This window comes from Streptomyces sp. NPDC003943 (assembly GCF_053605265.1).
This window is the reverse complement of the sequence record NZ_JBSGIW010000024.1, coordinates 40,850-65,383: the sequence shown is the minus strand read 5'-3', so window position 1 is coordinate 65,383 and position 24,534 is coordinate 40,850. Positions and strand designations below refer to the sequence as shown.

The 24,534-nt window shown below is 73.1% G+C and carries 24 protein-coding genes and 1 riboswitch; of the genes, 18 read left to right on the top strand and 6 right to left on the bottom strand.

What is annotated here, in order from left to right; all coding sequences use genetic code 11:
• Positions 1 to 35: 35 nt before the first annotated feature.
• The 15 genes from ACWEV0_RS13260 to ACWEV0_RS13190 all read left to right on the top strand — a co-directional run bounded on the left by ACWEV0_RS13260 (position 36) and on the right by ACWEV0_RS13190 (position 14,967).
• Positions 36 to 881, top strand: a complete 846-nt coding sequence (locus ACWEV0_RS13260; RefSeq protein ID WP_453149193.1) for a glycosyltransferase family 2 protein — start codon at positions 36 to 38, stop codon at positions 879 to 881.
• A gap of 50 nt (positions 882 to 931) precedes the next feature.
• Complete coding sequence (locus ACWEV0_RS13255; RefSeq protein WP_453149164.1) at positions 932 to 1,861, top strand: ABC transporter permease; 930 nt, start codon at positions 932 to 934, stop codon at positions 1,859 to 1,861.
• The gene (locus tag ACWEV0_RS13250) at positions 1,854 to 2,639 is read left to right on the top strand and encodes an ABC transporter ATP-binding protein (RefSeq protein ID WP_403789727.1); all 786 of its coding nucleotides are present in this window, start codon (positions 1,854 to 1,856) and stop codon (positions 2,637 to 2,639) included. Before ACWEV0_RS13255 ends, ACWEV0_RS13250 begins: the two co-directional genes overlap by 8 nt.
• A gap of 159 nt (positions 2,640 to 2,798) precedes the next feature.
• Positions 2,799 to 3,440, top strand: a complete 642-nt coding sequence (locus ACWEV0_RS13245) for a TetR/AcrR family transcriptional regulator (RefSeq protein WP_453149162.1) — start codon at positions 2,799 to 2,801, stop codon at positions 3,438 to 3,440.
• 334 nt (positions 3,441 to 3,774) lie between these two features.
• Positions 3,775 to 4,698, top strand: coding sequence for a squalene synthase HpnC (gene hpnC, locus ACWEV0_RS13240; protein WP_453149160.1), 924 nt, complete (start codon positions 3,775 to 3,777; stop codon positions 4,696 to 4,698).
• Positions 4,695 to 5,645 (top strand): presqualene diphosphate synthase HpnD, encoded by a 951-nt coding sequence (gene hpnD / locus ACWEV0_RS13235; protein WP_453149158.1) that lies wholly within the window; start codon positions 4,695 to 4,697, stop codon positions 5,643 to 5,645. The genes hpnC and hpnD overlap by 4 nt, the downstream gene beginning before the upstream one ends.
• Positions 5,642 to 6,091: a hypothetical protein gene (locus ACWEV0_RS13230; protein ID WP_453149156.1), complete on the top strand. Its 450-nt coding sequence runs from the start codon at positions 5,642 to 5,644 to the stop codon at positions 6,089 to 6,091. The genes hpnD and ACWEV0_RS13230 overlap by 4 nt, the downstream gene beginning before the upstream one ends.
• Positions 6,088 to 7,518 carry a hydroxysqualene dehydroxylase HpnE gene (gene hpnE, locus ACWEV0_RS13225; RefSeq protein WP_453149154.1) on the top strand — a complete coding sequence of 477 codons (1,431 nt, stop codon included), beginning with the start codon at positions 6,088 to 6,090 and terminating at the stop codon, positions 7,516 to 7,518. Before ACWEV0_RS13230 ends, hpnE begins: the two co-directional genes overlap by 4 nt.
• Entirely contained in the window at positions 7,515 to 8,615 is a 1,101-nt protein-coding gene (locus ACWEV0_RS13220) for a polyprenyl synthetase family protein (RefSeq protein WP_453149152.1), read from the top strand. Before hpnE ends, ACWEV0_RS13220 begins: the two co-directional genes overlap by 4 nt.
• Positions 8,616 to 8,734: 119 nt before the next feature.
• The gene (gene shc / locus ACWEV0_RS13215; protein ID WP_453149151.1) at positions 8,735 to 10,744 is read left to right on the top strand and encodes a squalene--hopene cyclase; all 2,010 of its coding nucleotides are present in this window, start codon (positions 8,735 to 8,737) and stop codon (positions 10,742 to 10,744) included.
• Positions 10,745 to 11,073: 329 nt separating this feature from the next.
• The gene (locus tag ACWEV0_RS13210) at positions 11,074 to 11,697 is read left to right on the top strand and encodes a phosphorylase family protein (RefSeq protein WP_453149192.1); all 624 of its coding nucleotides are present in this window, start codon (positions 11,074 to 11,076) and stop codon (positions 11,695 to 11,697) included.
• 8 nt (positions 11,698 to 11,705) lie between these two features.
• Complete coding sequence (gene hpnH / locus ACWEV0_RS13205; RefSeq protein ID WP_453149150.1) at positions 11,706 to 12,731, top strand: adenosyl-hopene transferase HpnH; 1,026 nt, start codon at positions 11,706 to 11,708, stop codon at positions 12,729 to 12,731.
• Positions 12,728 to 14,113: an aspartate aminotransferase family protein gene (locus tag ACWEV0_RS13200; RefSeq protein WP_453149148.1), complete on the top strand. Its 1,386-nt coding sequence runs from the start codon at positions 12,728 to 12,730 to the stop codon at positions 14,111 to 14,113. Before hpnH ends, ACWEV0_RS13200 begins: the two co-directional genes overlap by 4 nt.
• Positions 14,114 to 14,200: 87 nt before the next feature.
• Positions 14,201 to 14,800 (top strand): helix-turn-helix domain-containing protein, encoded by a 600-nt coding sequence (locus ACWEV0_RS13195; protein ID WP_453149146.1) that lies wholly within the window; start codon positions 14,201 to 14,203, stop codon positions 14,798 to 14,800.
• A gap of 17 nt (positions 14,801 to 14,817) precedes the next feature.
• The gene (locus tag ACWEV0_RS13190) at positions 14,818 to 14,967 is read left to right on the top strand and encodes a DUF6126 family protein (protein WP_389206824.1); all 150 of its coding nucleotides are present in this window, start codon (positions 14,818 to 14,820) and stop codon (positions 14,965 to 14,967) included.
• Between the two features lie 20 nt (positions 14,968 to 14,987).
• Here the strand turns inward: ACWEV0_RS13190 and ACWEV0_RS13185 are convergent, their stop codons facing one another.
• On the bottom strand, positions 14,988 to 15,827 hold the full coding sequence (locus ACWEV0_RS13185) for a tyrosine-protein phosphatase (RefSeq protein WP_453149144.1): 840 nt from the start codon (positions 15,825 to 15,827) through the stop codon (positions 14,988 to 14,990).
• Between the two features lie 329 nt (positions 15,828 to 16,156).
• Positions 16,157 to 16,324, top strand: a riboswitch (cyclic di-AMP (ydaO/yuaA leader).
• A 4-nt stretch (positions 16,325 to 16,328) separates the two neighbouring features.
• Here ACWEV0_RS13185 and ACWEV0_RS13180 point away from each other — a divergent pair.
• Together ACWEV0_RS13180 and ACWEV0_RS13175 are read left to right on the top strand one after the other, a co-directional pair.
• Complete coding sequence (locus ACWEV0_RS13180) at positions 16,329 to 17,279, top strand: M23 family metallopeptidase (RefSeq protein WP_453149143.1); 951 nt, start codon at positions 16,329 to 16,331, stop codon at positions 17,277 to 17,279.
• Between the two features lie 162 nt (positions 17,280 to 17,441).
• On the top strand, positions 17,442 to 18,236 hold the full coding sequence (locus tag ACWEV0_RS13175; protein ID WP_403789742.1) for an SGNH/GDSL hydrolase family protein: 795 nt from the start codon (positions 17,442 to 17,444) through the stop codon (positions 18,234 to 18,236).
• A 19-nt stretch (positions 18,237 to 18,255) separates the two neighbouring features.
• Here the strand turns inward: ACWEV0_RS13175 and ACWEV0_RS13170 are convergent, their stop codons facing one another.
• From ACWEV0_RS13170 to ACWEV0_RS13150, 5 genes are read right to left on the bottom strand one after another with little or no spacing between them, the layout of a single operon-like run.
• A complete protein-coding gene (locus tag ACWEV0_RS13170) occupies positions 18,256 to 19,119 on the bottom strand; it encodes an STM4011 family radical SAM protein (protein ID WP_453149141.1) in 864 nt (287 codons plus the stop codon).
• Positions 19,120 to 19,135: 16 nt separating this feature from the next.
• Positions 19,136 to 20,479, bottom strand: a complete 1,344-nt coding sequence (locus ACWEV0_RS13165; RefSeq protein WP_453149139.1) for an STM4012 family radical SAM protein — start codon at positions 20,477 to 20,479, stop codon at positions 19,136 to 19,138.
• Positions 20,476 to 21,357: an STM4013/SEN3800 family hydrolase gene (locus tag ACWEV0_RS13160; protein ID WP_453149191.1), complete on the bottom strand. Its 882-nt coding sequence runs from the start codon at positions 21,355 to 21,357 to the stop codon at positions 20,476 to 20,478. Before ACWEV0_RS13160 ends, ACWEV0_RS13165 begins: the two co-directional genes overlap by 4 nt.
• A gap of 32 nt (positions 21,358 to 21,389) precedes the next feature.
• The gene (locus ACWEV0_RS13155; protein ID WP_453149137.1) at positions 21,390 to 22,520 is read right to left on the bottom strand and encodes an STM4014 family protein; all 1,131 of its coding nucleotides are present in this window, start codon (positions 22,518 to 22,520) and stop codon (positions 21,390 to 21,392) included.
• Positions 22,517 to 23,473 carry an STM4015 family protein gene (locus tag ACWEV0_RS13150; RefSeq protein ID WP_453149136.1) on the bottom strand — a complete coding sequence of 319 codons (957 nt, stop codon included), beginning with the start codon at positions 23,471 to 23,473 and terminating at the stop codon, positions 22,517 to 22,519. The genes ACWEV0_RS13155 and ACWEV0_RS13150 overlap by 4 nt, the downstream gene beginning before the upstream one ends.
• 191 nt (positions 23,474 to 23,664) lie before the next feature.
• On the opposite strand from ACWEV0_RS13150, the gene ACWEV0_RS13145 reads away from it, so the two are divergent.
• On the top strand, positions 23,665 to 24,285 hold the full coding sequence (locus ACWEV0_RS13145) for a hypothetical protein (protein ID WP_453149135.1): 621 nt from the start codon (positions 23,665 to 23,667) through the stop codon (positions 24,283 to 24,285).
• The last annotated feature ends 249 nt before the right edge of the window (positions 24,286 to 24,534 follow it).

Here is a 24,534-nt window from a genome sequence, read left to right as displayed (position 1 = left end):
CCGGAACGCTGAAGCTGGGCGCGGTCGTCATCACCATGGGCAACCGGCCCGACGACCTGCGGGCGCTGCTCGACTCGGTCGCCCGGCAGGACGGCGACCCGATCGAGGTCGTCGTCGTCGGCCAGGGCGTCGAGATCCCGGACCTGCCCGCGGGCGTCCGCTCGGTCACCCTGCCGGAGAACCTCGGCATCCCCGGCGGCCGCAACGTCGGCATCGAGGCATTCGGGCCCGGCGGCACCGACGTCGACGTGCTGCTCTTCCTGGACGACGACGGACTGCTCGCCAACACCGACACCGGCGAGCTGATCCGCCAGGCGTTCACCGCCGACCCGAAGCTCGGCATCATCAGCTTCCGGATCGCCGACCCGGAGACCGGTCTCACCCAGCGCCGGCACGTGCCCCGCCTGCGCGCCTCGGACCCGATGCGCTCCTCGCGCGTGACCACCTTCCTCGGCGGCGCCAACGCCGTGCGCACCAAGGTGTTCGCCGAGGTCGGCGGTCTCCCGGACGAGTTCTTCTACGCGCACGAGGAGACCGATCTCGCCTGGCGGGCGCTCGACGCCGACTGGATGATCGACTACCGTTCCGACATGGTGCTGCTGCACCCCACCACCCCGCCGTCCCGGCACGCGACCTACCACTTCAACGTGGCCCGCAACCGCGTGTGGCTGGCGCGCCGCAATCTTCCCGCACCCCTGGTGCCGGTCTATCTCGGCGTATGGCTGCTGCTCACGCTGGCCCGGCGGCCCTCGGTCCCCGCGCTCAGGGCGTGGTTCGGCGGTTTCCGGGAGGGGTGGAAGGTGCCCTGCGGACCTCGGCGCCCCATGAGGTGGCGTACGGTATGGCGGCTGACCCGGCTGGGACGCCCGCCGGTCGTCTGACATCGTGGTACCCGACTTGCCGCGCATCTTGAACACGAAAGTTTCGACTTGTGAGTGACACAACGCAGGACGGTGGGGTCATGACCAGCACCCGGCCGTCCGCCGACGACGGCCTGAGCCCGGCCGAGCTGGCCGCGAAGCACGGTCTCGCGGTCAGCGGTGCCCGGCCGGGGCTCGGTGAGTACATCCGCCAGCTGTGGGGCCGCCGCCACTTCATCCTGGCGTTCTCCTCGGCGAAGCTCACCGCTCAGTACAGCCAGGCCAAGCTCGGCCAGCTCTGGCAGGTGGTGACCCCGCTCCTCAACGCCGGCGTCTACTACCTGATCTTCGGCGTGATCATCGGCGCGGACCGGGGCATGCCGCACTCGGTCTACATCCCGTTCCTCGTGACCGGTGTGTTCGTGTTCACCTTCACGCAGAACTCGGTGATGGCCGGCGTCCGCGCGATCTCCGGCAACCTGGGCCTGGTCCGGGCGCTGCACTTCCCGCGCGCCACGCTGCCGATCTCCTTCGCGCTGCAGCAGCTCCAGCAGCTGCTGTTCTCGATGATCGTGCTCGCCGGTGTCGCCATCGCCTTCGGCAGCTACCCGTCGCTCAGCTGGCTGCTGCTCGTCCCGGCCCTGGCCCTGCAGTTCGTGTTCAACGCGGGCCTCTCCATGATCGTGGCCCGCTGGGGCGCCAAGACGCCGGACCTCGCGCAGCTGATGCCGTTCATCATGCGCACCTGGATGTACGCGTCCGGCGTGATGTTCTCCATCCCCGTGATGCTCTCGGACAAGCCGGCCTGGATCGCCGACCTGCTCCAGTACAACCCGGCCGCGCTGCACATGGACCTGATCCGGTTCGCCCTGATCGACGGCTACGGAGCCCACAACCTCCCGCCGCACGTCTGGGGCGTCACCATCGCCTGGTCCGTGGTGATCGGCATCGGCGGCTTCATCTACTTCTGGAAGGCCGAGGAGAAGTACGGCCGTGGCTGATCACTCCCAGGGCCGAGTGCCCACCGTCATCGCGGACAACGTCCACATCGTCTACCGGGTCAACGGCGCCGGCGGCGGCAAGGGCAGCGCCACCGCCGCCCTGAGCCGGATCATCCGCGGCCGCAAGGGCGAGAGCGAGCGCGGCGTGCGCAAGGTGCACGCCGTGCGCGGCGTCTCCTTCACCGCGTACCGCGGCGAGGCCATCGGCCTGATCGGCACCAACGGCTCCGGCAAGTCGACCCTGCTGCGCGCCATCGCGGGCCTGCTGCCGACCGAGAGCGGCAAGGTCTACACCGACGGCCAGCCCTCGCTGCTGGGCGTCAACGCGGCCCTGATGAGCGACCTGACCGGCGAGCGCAACGTGATCCTTGGCGGCCTCGCCATGGGCATGAGCCGCGACGAGATCAAGGACCGTTATCAGGACATCGTCGACTTCTCCGGAATCAACGAGAAGGGCGACTTCATCTCGCTGCCGATGCGGACCTACTCGTCCGGCATGGGCGCCCGGCTCCGCTTCGCCATCGCCGCCGCCAAGCAGCACGACGTCCTCATGATCGACGAGGCGCTGGCCACCGGTGACCGCAAGTTCCAGATCCGCTCCGAGGAGCGCATCCGCGAGCTGCGCAAGGAGGCCGGCACGGTCTTCCTGGTCAGCCACAGCAACAAGTCGATCCGGGACACCTGCGACCGGGTGCTCTGGCTGGAGAAGGGCGAGCTGCTCATGGACGGCCCGACCGACGAGGTCATCGCCGCCTATGAGCGCGAGACCGGCAAGTAGCCTCCCGCGCGCCCCACGCGCCGGGACCGCCCCGAGCGTCCGTACCGCCCCCGCCGATCCGATCGGCGGGGGCGGTTTCGTGTCCGGGCGCGTCCGGTTTTCGCGCGTCGGGGACCCGCCCGGAATGTTCATGCGGTCAACATCGGGCAGGATGAGCCCATGGCAGCGATTTCGGGAGGAAAGACCTACCATCACGGCGACCTGCGCAACGCCCTCATCTGCGCGGCCGTCGACCTCGCCACCGAAGGAGGCCCCGAACGGGTCGTGCTGCGCGAGGCCGCCCGCCGCGTCGGCGTCTCGCCCACCGCCGCCTACCGGCACTTCGAAGGCCGCGGCGAGCTCCTCGCCGCCGTCCGCGAACACGCCCGCCACGCCCTCGCCGACGCCATGGAGCGCACCGCCGCCCGCATCCCCGGCGCCGACGACCCCGCCCTCGCCGCCGAAACCCGGCTCGCCGCCCTGTGCCGCGGCTACATCGCCTTCGCCGTCGCCCAGCCGGGCCTCTACCGGTCCGCCTTCTCCACCCCGCCCGCCGATGACGCCGAGACCACCGCCGAGGGACCGGGGACGGCGGAGCTGCGGGCGTTCACCCTGCTCACCGACGCCCTCGGGGCCGTCGCCGCGACCGCCCGGCCGCCCCGCGCCGCCCGGCCCGCCGCCGAGGTCGCCGCGTGGTCGGCCGTGCACGGACTGTCGCTGCTGCTCCTGGAGGACCCGCTGCGGCGGCTGCCGGCCCAGCGCCGGGACGACGTCGTCGAGTCCACCCTGGCGATGGTGGTCTCCGGGACCCGGGGCTGCTGAGCGCCCCGGAGCGAACGTCCGCGTTCCGTGAACCTCCCCTGGCCGGGGCAGGGTTGGCGAGCCCTGCGACCTCGTCGCGTCGTGCCGACCCCCGGACGCGGAACAGCACCTCGCGCAACGTAAGCTGGACCGGTCTGTTTCGCGGCAAGTGGGGCGATACCCCGGCGATACCCCGCGGCCCCCACGGCCGGGCGGTGAGCCACGGTCAAGTGTCGGCGGCGTGTCCGAAATAGGATGGATTGGATCCGCGGTGTAGAACGGGAGATGTGACGGCCATGACGCAGAATCTCCAGCTCCACGAGGGTGTCGCCGTCCCCGCGTCGGGCAGCGGCCGGTGACGGGAACCCGGCAGGTGCGCCCCGATGACGCCGCTTCGCGCACCACACTCGGCAAGGCCGCGGGCGAGAACTTCCCCGTGGCCCCCTTCTTCCTGCCGCGCGCCTGGCGCGACGACCTCATGGCCGTCTACGGCTTCGCCCGCCTCGTCGACGACATCGGCGACGGCGACCTCGCATCCGGCGGCGCCGACGCCCGCCACCTCGGCGTCGACCCCGACCGGGCCGACGACCGGCTCGCGATGCTCGACGCCTTCGAGGCCGACCTCATGCGGGTCTTCGACCCGGCCGACGGCCCGGCCCGGCACCCGCTGCTCCGCGCCCTCGGCCCCACCGTCGAGCGCTGCCGGCTCACCCCGGAGCCGTTCCTCGGCCTCGTCGCCGCCAACCGCCAGGACCAGCTGATCCGCCGCTACGAGACGTACGACGACCTCGTGGCGTACTGCGAGCTGTCCGCCAACCCCGTCGGCCGGCTCGTCCTCGGCATCACCGGCACCGCCACCCCCGAGCGGATCCGCCGCTCCGACGAGATCTGCACCGCGCTCCAGATCGTCGAGCACCTCCAGGACGTCGCCGAGGACCTCGGCCGCGACCGGATCTACCTGCCCGCCGAGGACCTGAAGCGCTTCCACGTCACCGAGGACGACCTCGCCCGGCCCACGGCCGGCGCCTCCGTGCGCGCCCTGATCGCCTTCGAGGCGGACCGGGCACGGGGCCTGCTCGACGCCGGCGTCCCGCTCGTCGGCAGCGTCCACGGCCGTCTCCGGCTGCTCCTGGCCGGCTTCACCGCCGGCGGGTACGCGGCGCTCGACGCGATCGCAGCCGCCGGCTTCGACGTGCTGTCCGGGCCGCCCAAGGCCGCCAAACCGAGTCTGATGCGCCGGGCGGGCGCCGTCCTGCTCACGGCGCGGAGAGAGGGGTGAGCCGGACAGTGGAGGGACAGTCCCAGCCGTCGGCGCCGGTCCAGGCCGCGTACAGCTACTGCGAGGCCGTGACCGGGGCGCAGGCGCGCAACTTCGCGTACGGGATCCGGCTGCTGCCGACCGAGAAGCGGCAGGCCATGTCGGCGCTCTACGCGTTCTCGCGGCGGGTCGACGACATCGGCGACGGGCCGCTCGCGCCCGCCGACAAGACGGACCGCCTGGAGGCCACCCGGGCGCTCCTCGACCGCGTCCGCGCCGGCCGGATCGAGGAGGACGACACCGACCCGGTCGCCGTCGCCCTCACCGACGCCGCGCGCCGCTTCCCGATCCCGCTCGGCGGGCTCGACGAGCTCATCGACGGCGTCCTCATGGACGTGCGCGGCGCGACCTACGAGACCTGGGACGACCTCAAGGTCTACTGCCGCTGCGTGGCCGGCGCCATCGGACGGCTCTCGCTGGGCGTCTTCGGCACCCAGCCCGGCGCCGCCGGCTCCGAGCGCGCCGCCGAGTACGCCGACACCCTCGGCCTCGCGCTCCAGCTCACCAACATCCTGCGCGACGTCCGCGAGGACGCCGGCAACGGCCGCACCTACCTGCCGGCCGACGACCTCGCCAAGTTCGGCTGCGCCGACGGCTTCGGTACCGACACCCCGCCGCCGGGCGCCGACTTCGCCGGCCTCGTCCACTTCGAGGTCCGCCGCGCCCGCGCCCTCTTCGCCGAGGGCTACCGGCTGCTCCCGATGCTCGACCGCCGCAGCGGCGCCTGCGTCGCCGCCATGGCCGGCATCTACCGCCGCCTCCTCGACCGCATCGAACGCGACCCCGAGGCCGTCCTGCGCGGCCGCGTCTCCCTCCCCGGCCGCGAGAAGGCGTACGTCGCCGTCCGGGGACTCTCGGGCCTCGACGCCCGCCACATCTCACGCCGCACGACGAGGAGGCCCGCGTGAGCCCGGCCGCCACGGCGCGGACCGCCGCGCGCTCCTCGTACGCCGCCATGACGCGGGTGGCCGCGCGCTCTTCGTGCGACGCTTCCGGTGCGGGCCGGACGGCGCCGGCGGCCGGCACCGGCGCGCCGGGCGGCCGGCCGGCACACGGTGCGGCCCGCCCGGGCGGCGCCCGGCCCCACCGCGCCACCTCGGCCGACGACGGGCACGCCGTGACGGGTGGACCGGGCGACTGCCCGGCGATCCCCGGAGCGCCGCGCCCGTCCCGGGCCGGCACCGGCGCCTGCCGCTCCGCCGCGGTCGCGCCGCGGACGCTGCCGACCGACGGCCGCGAGGCCGGGGCGGACGCGCGCCGGACCCGCGCCGCCGGACCGGCCGGGGCGACCCGGACAACCCGCGGTCTCCGTCCCGCGTCCCTGAACACGACGTTCCGAGAGGAGGCCGCATGACCGCCGACGACATCCGGGTCACCGGGGGAGCGGCCGACGTGCGCGGGCACGGCGACCGGCGGCCGCGGGCCGTCGTCGTCGGCGGCGGGCTCGCCGGGCTGACCAGCGCGCTGCAGCTGGCCGACGCCGGACTGCGGGTGACGCTGCTCGAAGGGCGGCCGCGGCTCGGCGGGCTCGCGACCTCGTTCCGGCGCGGGGAGCTCACGGTCGACAACGGGCAGCACGTCTACCTGCGCTGCTGCACCGCGTACAGCTGGTTCCTGGACCGGGTCGGCGGCGCCCACCTGGCGCCCGTGCAGCCGCGCCTCGACGTGCCCGTGCTCGACGTCGCGCACCCGCGCGGGCCGCGGCTCGGGCGGCTGCGGCGCGACGCGCTGCCCGTACCGCTGCACCTGGCGCGGAGCCTGGCGACGTATCCGCATCTGTCGCCCGGCGAGCGGGCGAGCGTCGCACGCGCCGCGCTCGCGCTGAAGAAGCTGGACCCGGCCGACCCGGCGCTCGACGGCATCGACTTCGGCACCTGGCTGGGCCGGCACGGCCAGTCCGCGCGCACCGTCGAGGCCCTGTGGGACCTGGTCGGGGTGGCGACGCTGAACGCGCTCGCGCCGCACGCCTCCATGGGCCTCGCGGCGAAGGTGTTCAAGACCGGGCTGCTCTCCGAGAACGGCGCCGCCGACATCGGCTGGGCCCGCGTCCCGCTCGGCCACCTCCACGACGACCTCGCCCGCAAGGCCCTCCACGACCTGGGCGTACGGATCGAGCTGCGCACCAAGGCCGAGCGGATCACCCGCACCGACGACGGCCGCTGGGCGGTCCGGGTGCCGGGCGAGACGCTGGAGGCGGACGCCGTCGTCCTCGCCGTACCGCAGCGCGAGACCCGCGAGCTGCTGCCGGACGGCGCGCTCGACGACCCCGACCGGCTGCTCGACATCGGCACCGCGCCGATCCTCAACGTGCACGTGATCTACGACCGCAAGGTGCTGCGCCGGCCGTTCTTCGCCGCGCTCGGCACCCCCGTCCAGTGGGTCTTCGACCGCACCGACTCCTCCGGGCTCACCGGCCCCGGCCAGTACCTCGCCCTCTCGCAGTCCGCCGCGCACGACGAGATCGACGAGCCGGTCGCCGCCCTGCGCGAGCGCTACCTGCCCGAGCTGGAGCGGCTGCTGCCCGCCGCCCGCGGCGCCGGCGTCCGGGACTTCTTCGTCACGCGCGAGCGGACCGCCACGTTCGCCCCGACCCCTGGCGTCGGCCGGCTCCGGCCCGGCGCCCGCACCCACGCCCCCGGCCTCTACCTGGCCGGCGCCTGGACCGCCACCGGCTGGCCCGCGACCATGGAGGGTGCCGTCCGCAGCGGCTTCAGCGCCGCGGGCGCCGCGCTCTCCGCACTCGGCCGCCACCACGACCACCCGCTACAGGAGGCGGCATGAGTGTGAGTACCGGAACCAGAGGAGAGACCGTGCCGACTGTGCCCCCGGGGAATCCGGGCGTCGACACCCCGGATGTCGCCGTACTGCTGGAACGGGGCCGCGCCCTGTCCACGCCCGTCATGCGGGCGGCCGTCGACCGGCTCGCGCCGCCCATGAACACCGTGGCCGCCTACCACTTCGGCTGGATCGACGCCCAGGGCAACCCGACCGAGGGCGACAGCGGCAAGGCCGTCCGCCCCGCCCTCGCGCTGATCTCCGCCGAGGCCGCGGGCGCCGCCCCCGAGGTCGGCATCCCCGGCGCCGTCGCCGTCGAGCTGGTGCACAACTTCTCGCTGCTCCACGACGACCTCATGGACGGCGACGAGCAGCGCCGGCACCGCGACACCGTGTGGAAGGTGCACGGCCCCGCCCAGGCGATCCTGGTCGGCGACGCGCTCTCCGCCCTCGCCAACGAGCTGCTGCTCGAACTCGGCACCGCCGAGGCCGGCCGCGCCACCCGCCGCCTCACCACCGCCAACCGCAAGCTCATCGACGGGCAGGCGCAGGACATCTCCTACGAGCACCGCGAGCGGGTCACCGTCGAGGAGTGCCTGGAGATGGAGGGCAACAAGACCGGCGCCCTGCTCGCCTGTGCCGCCTCCATCGGCGCCGTCCTCGCGGGCTGCGACGACCGGACGGCCGACAAGCTGGAGGAGTACGGCTACCACCTGGGCCTCGCCTTCCAGGCCGTCGACGACCTGCTCGGCATCTGGGGCGACCCGGAGTCCACCGGCAAGCAGACCTGGTCCGACCTGCGCCAGCGCAAGAAGTCGCTGCCGGTCGTCGCCGCCCTCGCGGCCGGCGGACCGGCCTCCGAGGAGCTCGGCGAGCTGCTCGCGGCCGACGCCAAGAGCACGGACTTCGACTCCTTCTCGGAGGAGGAGTTCGCCGCCCGCGCCGCCCTCATCGAGGCGGCCGGCGGTCGGGAGTGGACCTCCCAGGAGGCCCGCCGTCAGCACGCCGTCGCCATCCGGGCCCTGCACGAGGTCGACATGCCGGCCAGGGTCCGGGACCAGCTCACGGCACTGGCCGATTTCGTCGTCGTACGGAAGAGATGATCACCATCGCTCTGATATAGCTGCGCAGTCGCCGGCCGGTGCCGCCCGCACCGGCCGACGGCAGACCCGAGAAGGCAGAAGTACGCGTTACGCACTACCGACTGCATGAAGGGGAAGCCATGACAGCGACGACCGACGGAAGCGCCGGGGCCATGGGACCCCGGGCGGCAGCCGCGGCCAGCGACACGACCACCGACACCCTCACCGGCGGACTCGACGAGGCCGCCAAGCGGGCGGCGGAACGATCCGTCGAGCACCTCCTCGGCCGCCAGGACGCCGAGGGCTGGTGGAAAGGCGACCTGGAGACCAACGTCACCATGGACGCCGAGGACCTGCTGCTCCGGCAGTTCCTGGGGATCCTCGACCCCGACACCACCCGCGCCGCCGCCCTCTTCATCCGCGGCCGGCAGCAGGAGGACGGCACCTGGGCCACCTTCTACGGCGGGCCCGGCGACCTCTCCGCCACCGTCGAGGCGTACGTCGCCCTGCGCCTCGCCGGCGACCTCCCCGACGCCCCGCACATGGCCCGCGCCGCCGCCTGGATCCGCGACCGGGGCGGCATCGCCGCCGCCCGCGTCTTCACCCGGATCTGGCTCGCGCTCTTCGGCTGGTGGCGCTGGGACGACCTGCCCGAGCTGCCGCCCGAGCTGGTCTTCCTGCCGAGCTGGTTCCCGCTCAACCTCTACGACTTCGGCTGCTGGGCCCGGCAGACGATCGTGCCGCTCACCGTCGTCTCCGCCAAGCGGCCGGTGCGCCCCGCCCCCTTCCCGCTCGACGAACTGCACACCGACCCGGCCCGCCCGAACCCGGTCAGGCCGCAGGCCCCGCTGACGAGCTGGGACGGATTCTTCCAGCGCGTCGACAAGGGCCTGCACCTCTACCGCAAGGTCGCCCCGCGCCGGCTGCGGAAGATCGCCATGGACGTGGCCGCCCGCTGGATCGTCGAACGCCAGGAGAACGACGGCTGCTGGGGCGGCATCCAGCCGCCCGCCGTCTACTCGGTCATCGCCCTGCACCTGCTCGGCTACGACCTGGAACACCCCGTCATGCGGGCCGGGCTCGCCTCGCTCGACCGGTTCGCGGTCACCCGCGAGGACGGCGCCCGCATGGTCGAGGCATGCCAGTCCCCGGTCTGGGACACCTGCCTCGCCACCATCGCGCTCGCCGACGCGGGCGTGCCGCCGGACCACCCGGCGCTGGTCAGGGCCGCCGACTGGATGCTCGGCGAAGAGATCACGCGCAAGGGCGACTGGGCGGTGCGAAGGCCCGAACTCCCGCCGGGCGGCTGGGCGTTCGAGTTCCACAACGACAACTACCCGGACATCGACGACACGGCCGAGGTCATCCTCGCGCTGCGCCGGGTGAAGCACCCCGAACCGGACCGCGTGGAGGCGGCCGTCCGCCGCGGCGCACGGTGGACGGCCGGCATGCAGTCGAAGAACGGCGCCTGGGGCGCCTTCGACGCCGACAACACCAGCGCCTTCCCCAACCGGCTGCCGTTCTGCGACTTCGGCGAGGTCATCGACCCGCCGTCCGCCGACGTCACCGCCCATGTGGTGGAGATGCTCGCCTACGAGGGCAAGGCCGACCACCCGCGCACCCGGCGCGGCGTCGAGTGGCTGCTCGCCGAACAGGAGCCGAACGGCGCCTGGTTCGGCCGCTGGGGCGTCAACTACGTCTACGGTACGGGCTCGGTGGTCCCGGCCCTCGTGGCCGCCGGGCTGCCGCGCAACCACCCCGCGATCCGCCGCGCGGCCGGCTGGCTGGTGTCCGTGCAGAACGAGGACGGCGGCTGGGGCGAGGACCTCCGCTCGTACCGGATGCCGCAGTGGATCGGCCACGGCACCTCCACCGCCTCGCAGACCGCCTGGGCGCTGCTCGCCCTGCTCGCGGCCGGCGAGCGGGACTCCGACGCGGTCCGGCGCGGGATCGCCTGGCTGGTCGAGCGGCAGCGCGCGGACGGCTCCTGGGACGAGCCGTACTTCACCGGCACCGGCTTCCCGTGGGACTTCTCCATCAACTACCACCTCTACCGGCAGGTCTTCCCGCTCACCGCGCTCGGCCGCTACGTGAACGGCGAGCCCGTCCTGCACGGCCTGCCCGGCCCACACGGCCGGGAGGGCGCCTGATGGCCCGGGACCCGGCCGCCGAGGGCCCCAGAGGCGCCGAGGGCGCCGCGGGACCGGCCGAGGCCGCCCCGGGGCCCAGGGCCGAATCCGGAGCCGTACGGGCCGGGGCCGGCGATCCCCTACGAGCCGGGGACGGCGGCGCAGGGACCGGGGCCGGCGATCCCGGGCAGGCCGGGGTTCGCGAGCCCGTGCAGGCCGGGGCTGCCGATGCCGTACGGGCCGAGGCCGGCGATCCCGTACGAGCCGGGGACGGCGACCCCGTCCGGGCCAGGCTCGGTGATCCCGTACGGAGCGGGGCGGGCGGCCGCGCGCCGCGGACCGGGCTCGTCGTGCCGCCGTTGGTCGTCGCCTGTGCGCTCGGCATCGAGAAGCTGGCGCTGCGCAGCGGCGACCGGGCCGGGGCGCCCGCGCCGCTCGCGGTGGTGCGGACCGGGATGGGTCCGGCGCACGCGCGCCGGGGCGTCTCCCGGGCGCTGGCCCGCGAGCCCTGGCGGGACGCGGCCGTCATCGCCTCCGGCTTCTGCGCGGGGCTCGCCCCCGGCATGCACCCCGGTGACATCGTCGTGGCCGAGGAGACCCGTGACGCCGACGGCTCCACGCCCTGCGTCGGCACCGAGCTGCTCGTCAAGGCGCTCGCCCGCGCCCTGCCCGGACGCACCGTCCACACCGGCCCGCTGACCGGCTCCGACCACGTGGTCCGCGGCCCCGAGCGGGCCGCGCTACGGGCCGGCGGGGCCATCGCCGTCGACATGGAGTCCGCGGCCACGCTGCGCGCCGCGACCGGCGCCGGAGCCCGCCCGGTTGCGGCCGTCCGGGTGGTCGTGGACGCTCCAGAACATGAACTGGTCCGGATCGGCACCGTACGCGGGGGAATATCGGCGTTCCGCGTTCTCCGTGCCGTCCTTCCCGCTTTCTTCGAATGGCACCGTTCTTTGCTGCTCCCCAGGAGGTGAGCCGAGTCATGGCCATGCCGCTCCGTCAGTCCATCCGGGTCGGGACCTATCTCTTCGAACAGAAGCTCCGCAAGCGGGACAAGTTCCCGCTGATCGTCGAGCTGGAGCCGCTGTTCGCCTGCAACCTCAAGTGCGAGGGCTGCGGCAAGATCCAGCACCCGGCGGGCGTGCTCAAGCAGCGGATGCCGGTCGCGCAGGCGGTCGGCGCCGTCCTGGAGTCCGGCGCGCCGATGGTGTCCATCGCCGGCGGCGAACCGCTGATGCACCCTCAGATCGACGAGATCGTGCGCCAGTTGGTAGCCAAGAGGAAGTACGTCTTCCTGTGCACCAACGCGATGCTGCTGCGCAAGAAGCTCGACGAATTCACCCCCTCCCCGTACTTCGCCTTCGCCGTGCACATCGACGGACTGCGCGAGCGGCACGACGAATCCGTCGCCAAGGAGGGCGTGTTCGACGAGGCGGTGGCGGCCATCAAGGAGGCCAAGCGGCGCGGCTTCCGGGTCACCACCAATTCGACCTTCTTCAACACCGACACCCCGCAGACCGTCATCGAGGTGCTCAACTTCCTCAACGACGACCTCCAGGTCGACGAAATGATGATCTCGCCCGCCTACGCCTACGAAAAGGCTCCCGACCAGGAGCACTTCCTCGGCGTCGAACAGACCAGGGAACTCTTCAGGAAGGCGTTCGCGGGCGGAAACCGGCGGCGCTGGCGGCTCAACCACTCGCCGCTCTTCCTGGACTTCCTGGAGGGCAAGGCCGATTTCCCGTGCACCGCGTGGGCGATCCCCAACTACTCCCTCTTCGGGTGGCAGCGCCCCTGCTATCTGATGAGCGACGGCTACGTCCCCACGTACCGCGAACTCATCGAGGAGACCGACTGGGACAAGTACGGCCGCGGCAAGGACCCGCGCTGCGCCAACTGCATGGCGCACTGCGGCTACGAGCCCACCGCCGTCCTCGCCACCATGGGCTCCCTCAAGGAGTCGCTGCGCGCGATCCGCGAGACCGTCAACGGGAACAGCACCTCATGACCGGCGAGTTCGACCTGCGGGCGCTGCTCGCCGAGCGCGGCGGCGAGCGCTACGAGCTGCACGCCCGCCACCTCAACCACCAGCTCCCGCGCATGCTCCACACCATCGGCTTCGACCGGACGTACGTACGGGCCGAGGGCGCGCACTTCTGGGACGCCGAAGGCAACGACTACCTCGACATGCTCGCCGGCTTCGGTGTCATGGGGCTCGGCCGGCACCACCCGGTCGTCCGCAAGGCGCTGCACGACGTCCTCGACGCCCAGCTCGCCGACCTCACCCGCTTCGACTGCCCGCCGCTGCCCGGACTGCTCGCCGAGCGGCTGCTCGCGCACAGCCCGCACCTGGACCGGGTCTTCTTCGGCAACAGCGGCACCGAGGCCGTCGAGACGGCCCTGAAGTTCGCCCGGTACGCCACCGGGCGGCCCAGGATCGTCTACTGCGCGCACGCCTTCCACGGCCTCACCACCGGCTCCCTCTCCGTCAACGGGGAGAAGGGTTTCCGGGACGGCTTCGCGCCGCTGCTGCCCGACACGGCGATCGAGCTCGGCGACCTCGACGCCCTGGAGCGGGAGCTGCGCAGGGGCGACGTGGCCGGCTTCGTCGTCGAGCCCATCCAGGGCAAGGGGGTGCAGGAGGCGCCGCCCGGCTTCCTGCGTGCCGCCCAGGATCTCCTGCACCGGCACGGCGCGCTGCTGATCGCCGACGAGGTGCAGACCGGCCTCGGCCGCACCGGCGACTTCTACGCGTACCAGCACGAGGACGGCGTGGAGCCCGACCTGGTGTGCGTCGCCAAGGCGCTCTCCGGCGGCTACGTGCCGGTCGGCGCCACCCTCGGCAAGGACTGGATCTTCAAGAAGGTCTACTCCTCGATGGACCGGGTCCTGGTCCACTCGGCCAGCTTCGGCTCCAACGCGCAGGCCATGGCCGCCGGGCTCGCCGTACTCGCGGTCATGGAGGCCGAGGACACCGTCGCGCACGTCCGCCGGATGGGTGACCTGCTCGCCTCCCGGCTGCGCGAGCTCGTACCGCGCTACGAGCTGCTGAAGGAGATCCGCGGCCGCGGACTGATGATCGGCGTCGAGTTCGGCCGGCCGTCCTCGCTGGGCCTGCGCAGCCGCTGGACCATGCTCCAGGCGGCCCGCAAGGGACTCTTCGCCCAGATGGTCGTGGTGCCGCTGCTCCAGCGCCACCACATCCTGACCCAGGTGTCCGGCGACCACCTGGAGGTGATCAAGCTCATCCCGCCGCTGATCGTCGACGAGACGGACGTCGACCGCTTCGTGACCGCCTTCACGGCCGTCATGGACGACGCCCACGGGGGCGGCGGACTGATGTGGGACTTCGGAAAGACGCTGGTCAAGCAGGCCGTGGCCCAGCGCTGAACGGGCACTGACCGGATCGCGTCGAGCGGGGTTTGCCTCTGAGGCAAGAAAGTTGCCTCAGAGGCACAAGCCTGGCGCAATGGACACATGGACCACGTCACCGACGCCGTACCGGACGTCGCCCCCCAGCTGCGGGCCCTGCGCCGGCGGCGCGGGCTCACCCTGGAGGCGGCCGCCCAGCGCGCCGGACTCTCACCGGCCCATCTGTCGAGGCTCGAGACGGGGAACCGGCAGCCCTCGCTGCCGATGCTGCTCGCGCTCTCCCGTATCTACGGTACGACGGTCTCCGAGCTGCTCGGCGAGGCGCCGCCGGAGCGCGACCCGGTCGTCCGGGCCGGGCGCTCCGAGCCGGTCGAGGCGGACGGCTGGATCTACCGCCAGGCCGGCGGCGCCGGGCGCGCCCTGCAGTGCCTGCGGGTCCACGTCCCGTACGCCACCCGCGCCGACATCGTGCGCGTCCACCCCGGCGAGGAGTGGATCCACGTCCTGGAAGGCAGGGTGCGGCTCGCGCTCGGCGAGGCGGTGCACGTCCTCGATCCCGGGGACAGCGCCCACTTCGACTCGCTCACCCCGCACCGGATCGGTGCCGCCACCCAGGCCGGGACGGAGCTGCTGTTCGTCCACACCCTGATGCAGAGCCCCGTCGCCGAGCTGTGCCTCGGCGACGGGACCCCGCACCGCCGCTAGGTCTAGAAAGGACCGACATGTCCGAGAAGTCCGTACCGGTCACCGGCGAGGAGCGCGGTGAGGGCAAGTTCCCCAAGGGCCTGGTGCTCCGGCTCTTCGCCTATCTGGTCGCCGGCCATCTCTTCGCCGCCTTCCTCTACCTGCTCTTCGCGATGGGGGCGAAGTAGCGGGACCGGAACCGCGGACCCTACGCCTCCGTGAGCATCCGCTCGCGCAGCCGCTCCCGGGTCTCCGGGGCCAGCTTCAGGCCCTCGGCGAGATAGGCGTCCACCGAGCCCCAGGTCGCCTCGATCGCCTCGAAGGCGGCCTGCAGGTACTCCACCCGCGCGTCGAAGAGCGGCGCGAGCAGCTCCATCACCTCCGGCGACATGGCGTCCGGGGCGGTGGAGCTGCGCTGCACCTTGTAGCGGCGGTGCGGGGCGTTGGACTTCAGGTAGTCCGCCTCGATCGCCTCCCGCTCGACGCCGAGCGCGAGCAGGGATATCGCGATCGCCAGACCCGCGCGGTCCTTGCCGGCCGCGCAGTGCATCAGGACCGGGACGCTGTCCTCGGCCATCGCGTGCAGGATCCGGCTGTGCTCAGCCGTCTTCTCGACAATCATCTTCCGGTACGAACCGGACATCCGGGCCGCGGCCTTGCCGTCCGCCAGGAGCTCGCGCAGCTGCGCCAGGTCGCCCGTGCGCACCAGCTTCCAGAACTCCTTGCCGTCGGCCGGATCGCTCAGCGGGATGTTCACGTTCCGTGTCCCCGGAAGGTCCACGTCCGGTCCCTCGACCTTCCGGTCCGCGTCGTTGCGGAAGTCGAACACCGTGTGCAGGGCCAGGGTGGTGAGGAACGCGGTGTCCTCCGGGGTGGCGTGCGCCAGGTGACCGCTGCGGAAGAGGCGCCCGGGGCGCACCTCCCGGCCGTCCGTGGTCGGCAGCCCGCCCAGGTCACGGAAGTTGCGTACGCCGGCGAGCTCGGGCTCGGTGGTCGCTTGCGTCAAGGTTGCTCCTGGTCTCTCGAGATCGGCTCCTGGGGCAATCATCCAGGGTCGACCGCCCCCGGCATACCCCCTCGGGCGGGAATGGGCGATCTGTCCGTATTGCGGGTTTGGTGATAACGCGCCCTGGTTGCAGGGGAGATGGGAATCGGAGCGTGAGCAGCGTCATAAACGTGACGGACCGTGGCTGATCGTCTTTTTCAAATTCCCTCGCGGAAAGGGAAATCGAGGGTCCGTCATCGACGCAGGGTGACCGGAATTCCGGCCGGATATCGCTCGATCAAGAGTGGCCGAAAAACCGTGGCTTGTTCCCGTCGACCCGGCTCGTCTAGCGTCGCGCTCAATCCGGACGGACCGCCGAATCCTGCCGCCGCCCGGAATCCGCACCCATCCGTGTCAGGCAGGAGCGGGGGACCCAGGTACTTTGCCGATCCCTCGATGCAGCACCCACGAAGGACGGCTCGGGGTGAAGCCGCGACCACGCGGCCGGACATCTCCAGTCCGAACCCGACAGCTCACCTCGCAGGCGACGGAGAGGAACTCGCCATGCCCGCGAAGGGTAAGCACCGCCGTCCCAAGGCCAACCCGATCAGCCGCGGGTTCGTCGCCGCCGGCGCGGGTGGCGCCGTCGTCGCGCTCCCGCTGATCGGCGCGACCGGCGCCCACGCCGCCGAGCAGGCCGCCCCGACCGTGACGCCCCAGCGGGTCGCCGCCGTGGCCCCCGCCGCCGTCACTCCCGCCGCCGTCACTCCCGCCCAGGCCCACGCCGCCGCCCCGGTCTCGTACACCGTGGTCCGCGGCGACTACCTGTCGAAGATCGCCACCGACCACCACCTGGCCGGCGGCTGGCACAAGCTCTACCGCGACAACCGCCAGGTCATCGGCGAGAACCCCTCGCTGATCCTGCCCGGCATGAAGCTGACCCTCGGCGCCAAGAGCCACGCCAAGGCCCACCCGGCGAAGGCCCACCCGGCGAAGGCCCACGCGGCCAAGGCCGGCGGCGAGCAGCGCGCCTCGCGCAGCGCCGAGCGCTCCGCCGCGACCACCTCCGCTCCGGCCGCCGCCCCGGCTTCGGCCGCGACGACCTCCTCCTCCGGCTGGGTCGTCCCGCTCAACGGCGGCATCTCCACCCCGTACAAGCAGCCGGGCTCCATGTGGTCCTCCGGCTACCACACGGGCGTCGACTTCATCGCCGACACCGGCACGGCCGTCCACGCCGTCGGCCCCGGCACCGTCTACTCCGCCGGCTGGGGCGGCGCCTACGGCAACCAGATCGTCATCCAGCACGCCGACGGCACCTTCTCCCAGTACGGCCACCTCTCCTCGATCTCGGTGAGCGCCGGCCAGACCGTCACCGGCGGCCAGGTGATCGGCCTCTCCGGCTCGACCGGCAACTCCACCGGCCCGCACCTCCACTTCGAGATGCGCACCGGGCCGGACTACGGCTCCGACATCGACCCGCTGGCCGCGCTGCGCCAGCACGGCGTCAACATCTGACGCCGCTGACGAAACGTCAGTGACGAGGCCCCGGCACGAGCACGTGCCGGGGCCTCGCTTATTCCTCATTGGCGCGATCTTTACCAGGTGGCATATGTCACCCGCCGTCAACCCCTCCTTACGGTCGCGTAGGTCACATCCATAAGGGAAAGATGAGTTCCCGTGGCAGACGATTCGAGATCACGAGACAAGAACGCATTCGGGTCGTACGCGGCGATCGGTGACAGCTTCACCGAGGGCGTGGGAGACCCCGGGCCCGACGGGAATTTCGTCGGCTGGGCGGACCGATTCGCGGTCCTGCTCGCCGACCAGCTGCCTGAGCACGACGCCTTCCGCTACGCCAACCTGGCCGTACGGGGGCGCCTTCTCGACCAGATCGTCACGGAACAGGTCCCACGGGCGAAGGAACTCGCCCCGGACCTGGTGACCTTCTGCGCCGGGGGCAACGACATCATCCGCCCCGGGACCGACCCCGACGACGTCGCCGAGCGTTTCGAGCGCGCCGTCGCCGACCTGACCTCCGCCGTCGGCACCGTCATGGTGACGACCGGCTTCGACACCAAGGAAGTGGCGCTCCTCAAGCACCTGCGCGGCAAGATCGCCACGTACAACGGGCACGTCCGGGCCATCGCCGACCGCTACGGCTGCCCCGTGCTCGACCTGTGGTCGCTCAGGTCCGTCCAGGACCGCCGCGCCTGGGACGAGGACCGGCTGCACCTCTCGCCCGAGGGCCACACCCGGGTCGCGCTGCGCGCCGCCCAGGTCCTCGGCCTGCCGGTGCCGGCCGACCCGGAGCAGCCGTGGCCGCCGCTGCCGCCGCGGGGCGCCCTCGAGGTCACCAAGGACGACATCCACTGGGCCAAGGAGCACCTGGTCCCGTGGATCGGGCGCCGGCTGCGCGGCGAGAGCTCCGGCGACCACGTCGAGGCCAAGCGCCCCGACCTGCTGCCGCTCTGATGCCGCTGCAGACGCCCCTCTAGGGGGCGTCCCGCCATGCCGTGTTCGCCGGGACGCGTTCCAGGACGCCCCCGGCGAACACGTCGTACAGCGGCAGCGTCTCCAGATGGACGTAGCCGATGTGGCAGTCGCACCGCGCGAGCGGGCAGGCCCGGGGGCGCAGCGCGGCGCGGTACGAGCCGTCGTAGAGGTTGCCGAGCTCGGCGCGGACGAAGTGGCAGCGCCGCACCGTCCCGTCGCCGTCCACCGAGACGACCGACTCGCCCGTGCGGCACGGCAGCCCGGCCGAGCGGTGCGGATGGCGGCTGTACGGGAAGAGCGGGTCGAGCGCCGTCCAGTCGGCGGCCTCCGCGTCGGTGTAGGTGTGGCCCTCGGCCGCGTTCACCCACAGATAGACCTCGTCCGGCAGCTCGGCGCGCAGCCGGCGGGCGTGCTCGCGGTGCTCGGGCAGCCCGACGACGCCGACGCTGAAGCGGATGCCGCGCGCCGCGAGCGTCCGGCACTTGCCGAGGAAACGCTCGTACGGCGTCTGCCCGGGGTGGTAGGTGCACCACAGGGCCACCGTCTCCGGGTCGGCCTCCGCCAGCCACTCCGTGCGGCAGCTCAGATTGGTCTGGATCGCCACCCGCTCCACGTGCGGCAGCCGGGACAGCTCGACGATCGTGCGCCGGTACCAGGACCGCACCAGGCCCTCGCCCCACGGCGTGAACAGGATCCGCAGCCGGTCCCCGGTCTGCCCGGCGGCCCAGCCGGCGAAGCGCTCCAGGGCCGCCCGGTCGGCCCGCAGCTGTTCCGTGCTGTCGCGCCGCTTGGCGAACGGGCAGTAAGGACAGTCGTAGTCGCAGGAGGCGAGCGGCCCCCGGTAGAGCAGGGTCAGGTCCATGCCGTGCGTCCCCCGGTCACTTCGTCTCGTACGCGGCCATCGCCGCCCGGACCGCCGGCGAGAACAGCTCCGGTCCGAGCCCGTCCGAGTGCGCCAGGCCCTCGGGCGAGAGCCGCAGCAGCCCGGCCGGGGCGCCGGTGTCCAGCCAGCCCCACTTCTCGAAGCGGGCCAGCTCGTCGGCGAAGTCCTCGAACGGCGAGCCGCCGAACCGGGCCGTGTAGTCGGCGAGCGGCATGCCCTCGGCCTGGAGCAGCGACTGGAGCAGATGGCGGCGACGCGCCTCGGCCGCGTCGACCCGGCGGCCCACCTCGGCCCTGGAGAAGTCCACCGTGCCCGTGTACGCGTCGATGATCCGGCGGATCTCCGGCATGCCGACCGCGTAGTCGAAGGAGTAGTGCAGCGCCGAGGTGTACGAGCGGGCGCCGCAGCCCAGGCCGATCATGCCGTCCGTCTGGCAGGCGTAGTCGTCGGGACCGAGCGGCGGGGCGTCGGCGCGCCGGAACATGCGCATCGACACCTGCGCGTAGCCGTGGGCGAGGAGATGGTCCCGGCCGTGCCGGTAGAGCCGCAGCCGCCGCTCGTCCCACTCCCGGTCGGCCGCCGCCGGGTCCTGCGCGCGGCCGAGGCCGGTGAGCGGACGCACGTACAGCGGATACAGATAGAGCTCCTCGGGCCGCCAGGCCAGCGCGGCGTCGAGCGAGCGGCGCCAGGACTCCTCGGTCTGGCCGTCGATCCCGTAGATCAGGTCGATGTTGAGGACCGGCACGCCGGTGTCGCGGATCCGGCCGAGGGCCGCCTCGACGTCGGCCCGGCGCTGCGGGCGCACGGCGGCCCTGGCCTCGGCCTCGACGAAGCTCTGCACGCCGATGCTCAGCCGGGTCGCGCCGCGCTCGGCGAGCACGGCGAGCCGGTCGGCGGTCGCGGTGGCCGGCGAGGTCTCCACGGACAGCGGCACCGCCCGCAGGTCGGCGCCCATGCGCCGCTCGGCGATGTCGCAGAGCCGCTCCAGCTCGCCGGCGGTGAGGAAGGTCGGCGTGCCGCCGCCGAACGCGGCCGTGGCGAACCGCACCGGCGCCGTGTCGCCCAGCGCCTCGCGCACCGCCGTCGCCTGCCGGTCGAGGGCGTCCAGATAGCGGGTGGTCAGCTCGTCCGGGGCGCCGATCCGGGTGAAGAGGTTGCAGAAGCCGCAGCGGACCTCGCAGAACGGGATGTGCGCGTAGAGGGAGAGCGCGTCCTTCGGCTCGTCCGCCCAGAGCGCCGCCAGTGGCGGCCGCTCGGGCAGCGGACGGTACGCGGTCTTGTGCGGATAGGCGTAGACGTAACTGCGGTACGGGCGCGGGGTGTCGGTCGGAGTCGTCACGCGGCCTCCTCCCCGGCGCGAGCGGAGTCACCGGCGCGACTGGCGTCCCCGGCGCGAGCGGAGTCACCGGTCGCCGGTCCGGGGAGCGTGAACTGCGCGTACGGCACCGTCCACACCGACTCGTGGCCCAGCCGGTGGCCGGTGAAGCCGTCGTCCCCGTACGCCGTGCCGTGGTCCGAGCAGACGATCGCGAAGCAGTCGCGGCGGCTGCTCATCGCCGCGAAGAGGCGTCCGATGTGCCGGTCCACGTACTCCAGGGCGGCGGCGTGGGTGGCCCGGGAGTCGCCGGCCTCGCGGGTCGCGCCCGGCAGATGGAACCAGTTGGGCTGGTGCAGCGCCGAGACGTTCACGAACAGGAACAGCCGGCGGTCCGGGGAAAGCCGAGCCACGACCTCCTCCGCGCGGGCCACCTGCGACTCGAAGGACGTCGGCGAGGCGACTCCGAACGACGGCTCCCAGTGGCTCTCCTGGAACAGACCGGGCAGCACCGAGCCGAGCGGCGGCTGCCCGTTGAAGAAGCCGACCCCGCCGACGCACACCGTTCGGTAGCCCTCGTGCGCGAGCGCCGACACCAGGTCGGGCGTGTCGTGGAAGACAAAGGTGCCGTCCGCCGTGGTCTCGCTGCCCGCGAACCGGGCCGCGAAGAGCCGCGGATGCGGGCCGGGCGCCGCCGGAGTGGGCAGGAAGCCCGCGAAGATGGCCTGGTGGGAGGCGTAGGTGAAGCTGCCGGGCGCGTGCCGCCGCTCCCACGCCCCGCCGGGCAGATGCCGGGCCAGGTTCGGTATGCGGCCCGCGGCGGCGAGCTCGGCGGCCACGTCGTACCGCAGGGTGTCGAGGGTGACGAGGAGCAGGTCGTGGCTGCCCACGATCTCGTTCATGTCGGGGGCGCGCTCGGTGGTGTTCATGGTGTTCACGGCGTGCTGGTTTCTGTGGATCGGGTACGGAGCAGGGCGGCGACCTGGGCCGCGTAGGTGTCCAGGCCCTCGGCGCCGCTGCCAGGCAGGCCCGTGAGCCCGGGGAGCAGATCGCCGAAGGCGTTGACCTCGCCGACGGCGAAGCGGCGCCAGCCGGTGCCGGGCAGCAGGTCGACGCCCACGCAGCCGGTGCTGGGGAAGGCCGCGGCCGCCGCCTCGCAGACCGCGAGCGCGTCCTGGAACCGGCCGCCGGCCGCGGTGATCGCGTCCCGGGCGGCGGCCAGGTCGCCGCGGGCGCCGCCCAGATGGAGGTTGGTCATGGGGGAGCGGCTGGTGCGGACGACGGCGTGGGTGGCCCGGCCGTCGACGACGACAACCCGCAGGTCGGCCGCGCGCCCGTGCTGTGCGGCCTTGGGCAGCCAGCGCTCGACGTGCAGGCCGTCGGGGGCGAGGGCGTCCACGATCGCCGCGACCTCGCCCTCGGTGCCGTAGCGCCGCACCCGCAGCGAGTTGAACAGGCGGCCGTCCGGGTCGCGTTCCACCGAGGTGGTGGCCTGCACCCGGCCGCCGCCGGCCGTCTCGACCGCGAGGACGCCCGAGGCCGAGGAGCCGTGCGCGAGCTTCACGAACACCCGGCGCAGCCCGGCCTCGGCCATCAGCGCCCGCACGTCCGCCCAGCCCCGTACGGCCGGCGCCGCCGGGCCCGAGGTGGGGGAGTCCGGCACCGGGACCCCGGCGGCCCGCAGCCGTCCATGGGTCAGCCGCTTGTCGAAGAGGACGGCCGTCTCGGCGGGATCGTCCACCAGGGCCGCCCCGGCCTCGCCCACCCGGACGGCGAGCGCCGACAGTTCGCTCGTGAACCGCTCGTACCAGCGCCGCGAGCCCTCCACCCGGGCCGGGTCGTCCGCGCCGCGCAGCAGCCGGTCGACCGCCTCGTCGTCGCCGGGCGTGTCGACCCGGACGGTCTCCCCGGCCCGGAACCCCGCGCGGCCGCGCAGCACGTCGAGCCAGGGCACGACGCGCGCCGCGGGCAGGCCGGCGGCGCGCACCGCGTCCTGGAAGAGGCGGACCCGACGGTTGCCGGGATTGCCGACGACGACGGGGCGGAGGCTCGCGGCGGGGCTCATTCGCCGACCGCGGTGTACCGGTAGAGCGTGCCGTCGTACTCGTCCGGGACCTGCCGGTCGCTGACGTCCACGTCGACGCCGTGCGGCGCTAGCGCGGCCGTGATCCGCTCGGCCGTCTCCTCGGAGACGTAGTGGTGCGACAGGTCGAGCCGCTTCAGGTGGGTGAGCGACTGGCCGGCGAGCAGTGCCTCGGCGCCCTTGTCGGTGAGCACGCCCATGGACAGGTCGAGTTCGGCCAGGCGGGACACGACCGGGGCGCTCGCGACGGCGGCGGCCACGTCGTCCTGGGTGTCGCTGTTGCGCAGCCCCAGATACCGCAGCGCGGGCAGTCGGGTGCCGGCCAGGATCGGCTCCAGGTCGGCGGGCGTGGTGTCGTTGCCGTAGTCGTCCCGGCCGAGCCACAGCTCCAGGTGCTCCAGGGCGGGCAGGTCGCAGGCACCGATGTCCCGCACCACGGAGGCCGGCAGTCCGCCCGTCTGCAGGACCAGGCGGCGCAGCCCTTCGTGCCGCAGCGGCGGGAATTCCAGACCGCTCGCGCCGCGGACGGCGAGCGTGTGCAGCCCGGGGTAGGCGGCGAGCAGCGGGGTGACGTCCGACTGCATGATCCAGGAGATTTCGCAGTCCTCGGAGAGCATGTCGCCGAGGAACACCGCCTCAAGCGCCGGCAGTCGGTCCTTCGCGCCCGCGAGCGCCTCGACGATGGCGGCCGAGGAGGTGTCGTACGCCTCGTCCCAGCCGCCGACGACGATCGCCCGCACCCGCGTGGTGTCGACGGTGGCGAGGAAGCGCTCGAACAGCGGCTGCCACAGCTCGTCGTCGTCCTCGGCGTACGTCGCCGCGAACAGCCGCCAGGCCACCGCGTCGGGGTCGGGCAGCTCGGCCGGCACGCCGGGCACGGGGAACTGGAACACGGGCAGGCCGTGGAACTCGCGCAGGTAATCCCGAATGGTCATGTCTTGCTCCAGACACCGGACCTGAGGCCGGACGGCGTTGATCGGCTGACGCGAGAATTTGTACCAAGCGGCACTGACAACACCCGTCGGCGGCCCCGGGGGGACGGTGGCGGCGGCCCACGACACGCGCGTCCGGAACGAAATCTGATGGTTTGTCTGATAATCATCACTCGTGCATGTACGTCGCGCCCATGTCGCCCTTCTCAGCCTCCTGTTCGCCGCGACCGCGCTCCTCGCCGCGCTCCCGCGCGCTCTCCTTCTGCACCGGCAACGGCGACTTCGGCTTCATCGCCTCCGGCGCCCCCGGCGGCCGCCCCGCCCTCGTCTGCACGCACGCTTGCAGCGCCCAGATCGACATCGAGGAAGTCGACCTCTTGGGCACCGGCGGCCACGGCGTCGGGGTGCACAAGGTCGCCGGGCTCAGCCAGGTCGAGGGGCCGGGCGGCTACTGGGACGCCGTACAGCGCCACTACGTCCTCACGTACGCCGATCCCGCCTGCGGATACTGCGCCGGCACCCCGATCGGCTACGCCACCGCGCCCTCGCTCTACTCCGGCTGGACCGCGCCCGGCAACGTCGGCTGGAACGCACCCGCGTACGGGCGCCGCATCTTCAACGGCAACAGCTGCGGCGGCCAGCCGAGGACGGTCGTCGTGCTCGACGGCCGCCCGTGGCAGATCATCGACCTCTGGCTCGGCACCCGCAACGAGGCCGCCGCCGCCACCCACGTCGTACCGCTGTCGTACACGCCGACGCAGGGCATCGCGGGGGACGGCCGCGTCTGGCGCCCGCCGCTCGCGCTGGCCTGCTGACGTGGGCCAGGGGGCCCGCCGCTTGCTCCTGGACGTACGAGCCGGCCTCGCGCCGCGACGGCCCCGGGCCGACCCCGCGCGCGCCACGACGGTCACGGCAGCCCGAGCTCGCGGCGAGGGCCCACGGCGCCCTCGCCGCCTCCGGCACAACCCTGCACAGCGCGTGACCAGGGCAAATCCCGGAAAGGCACCCCACTGGGACCCGGCCCCGGCGCGGGACGGCGCGAGCCGCTCATAATGGGGAGATCC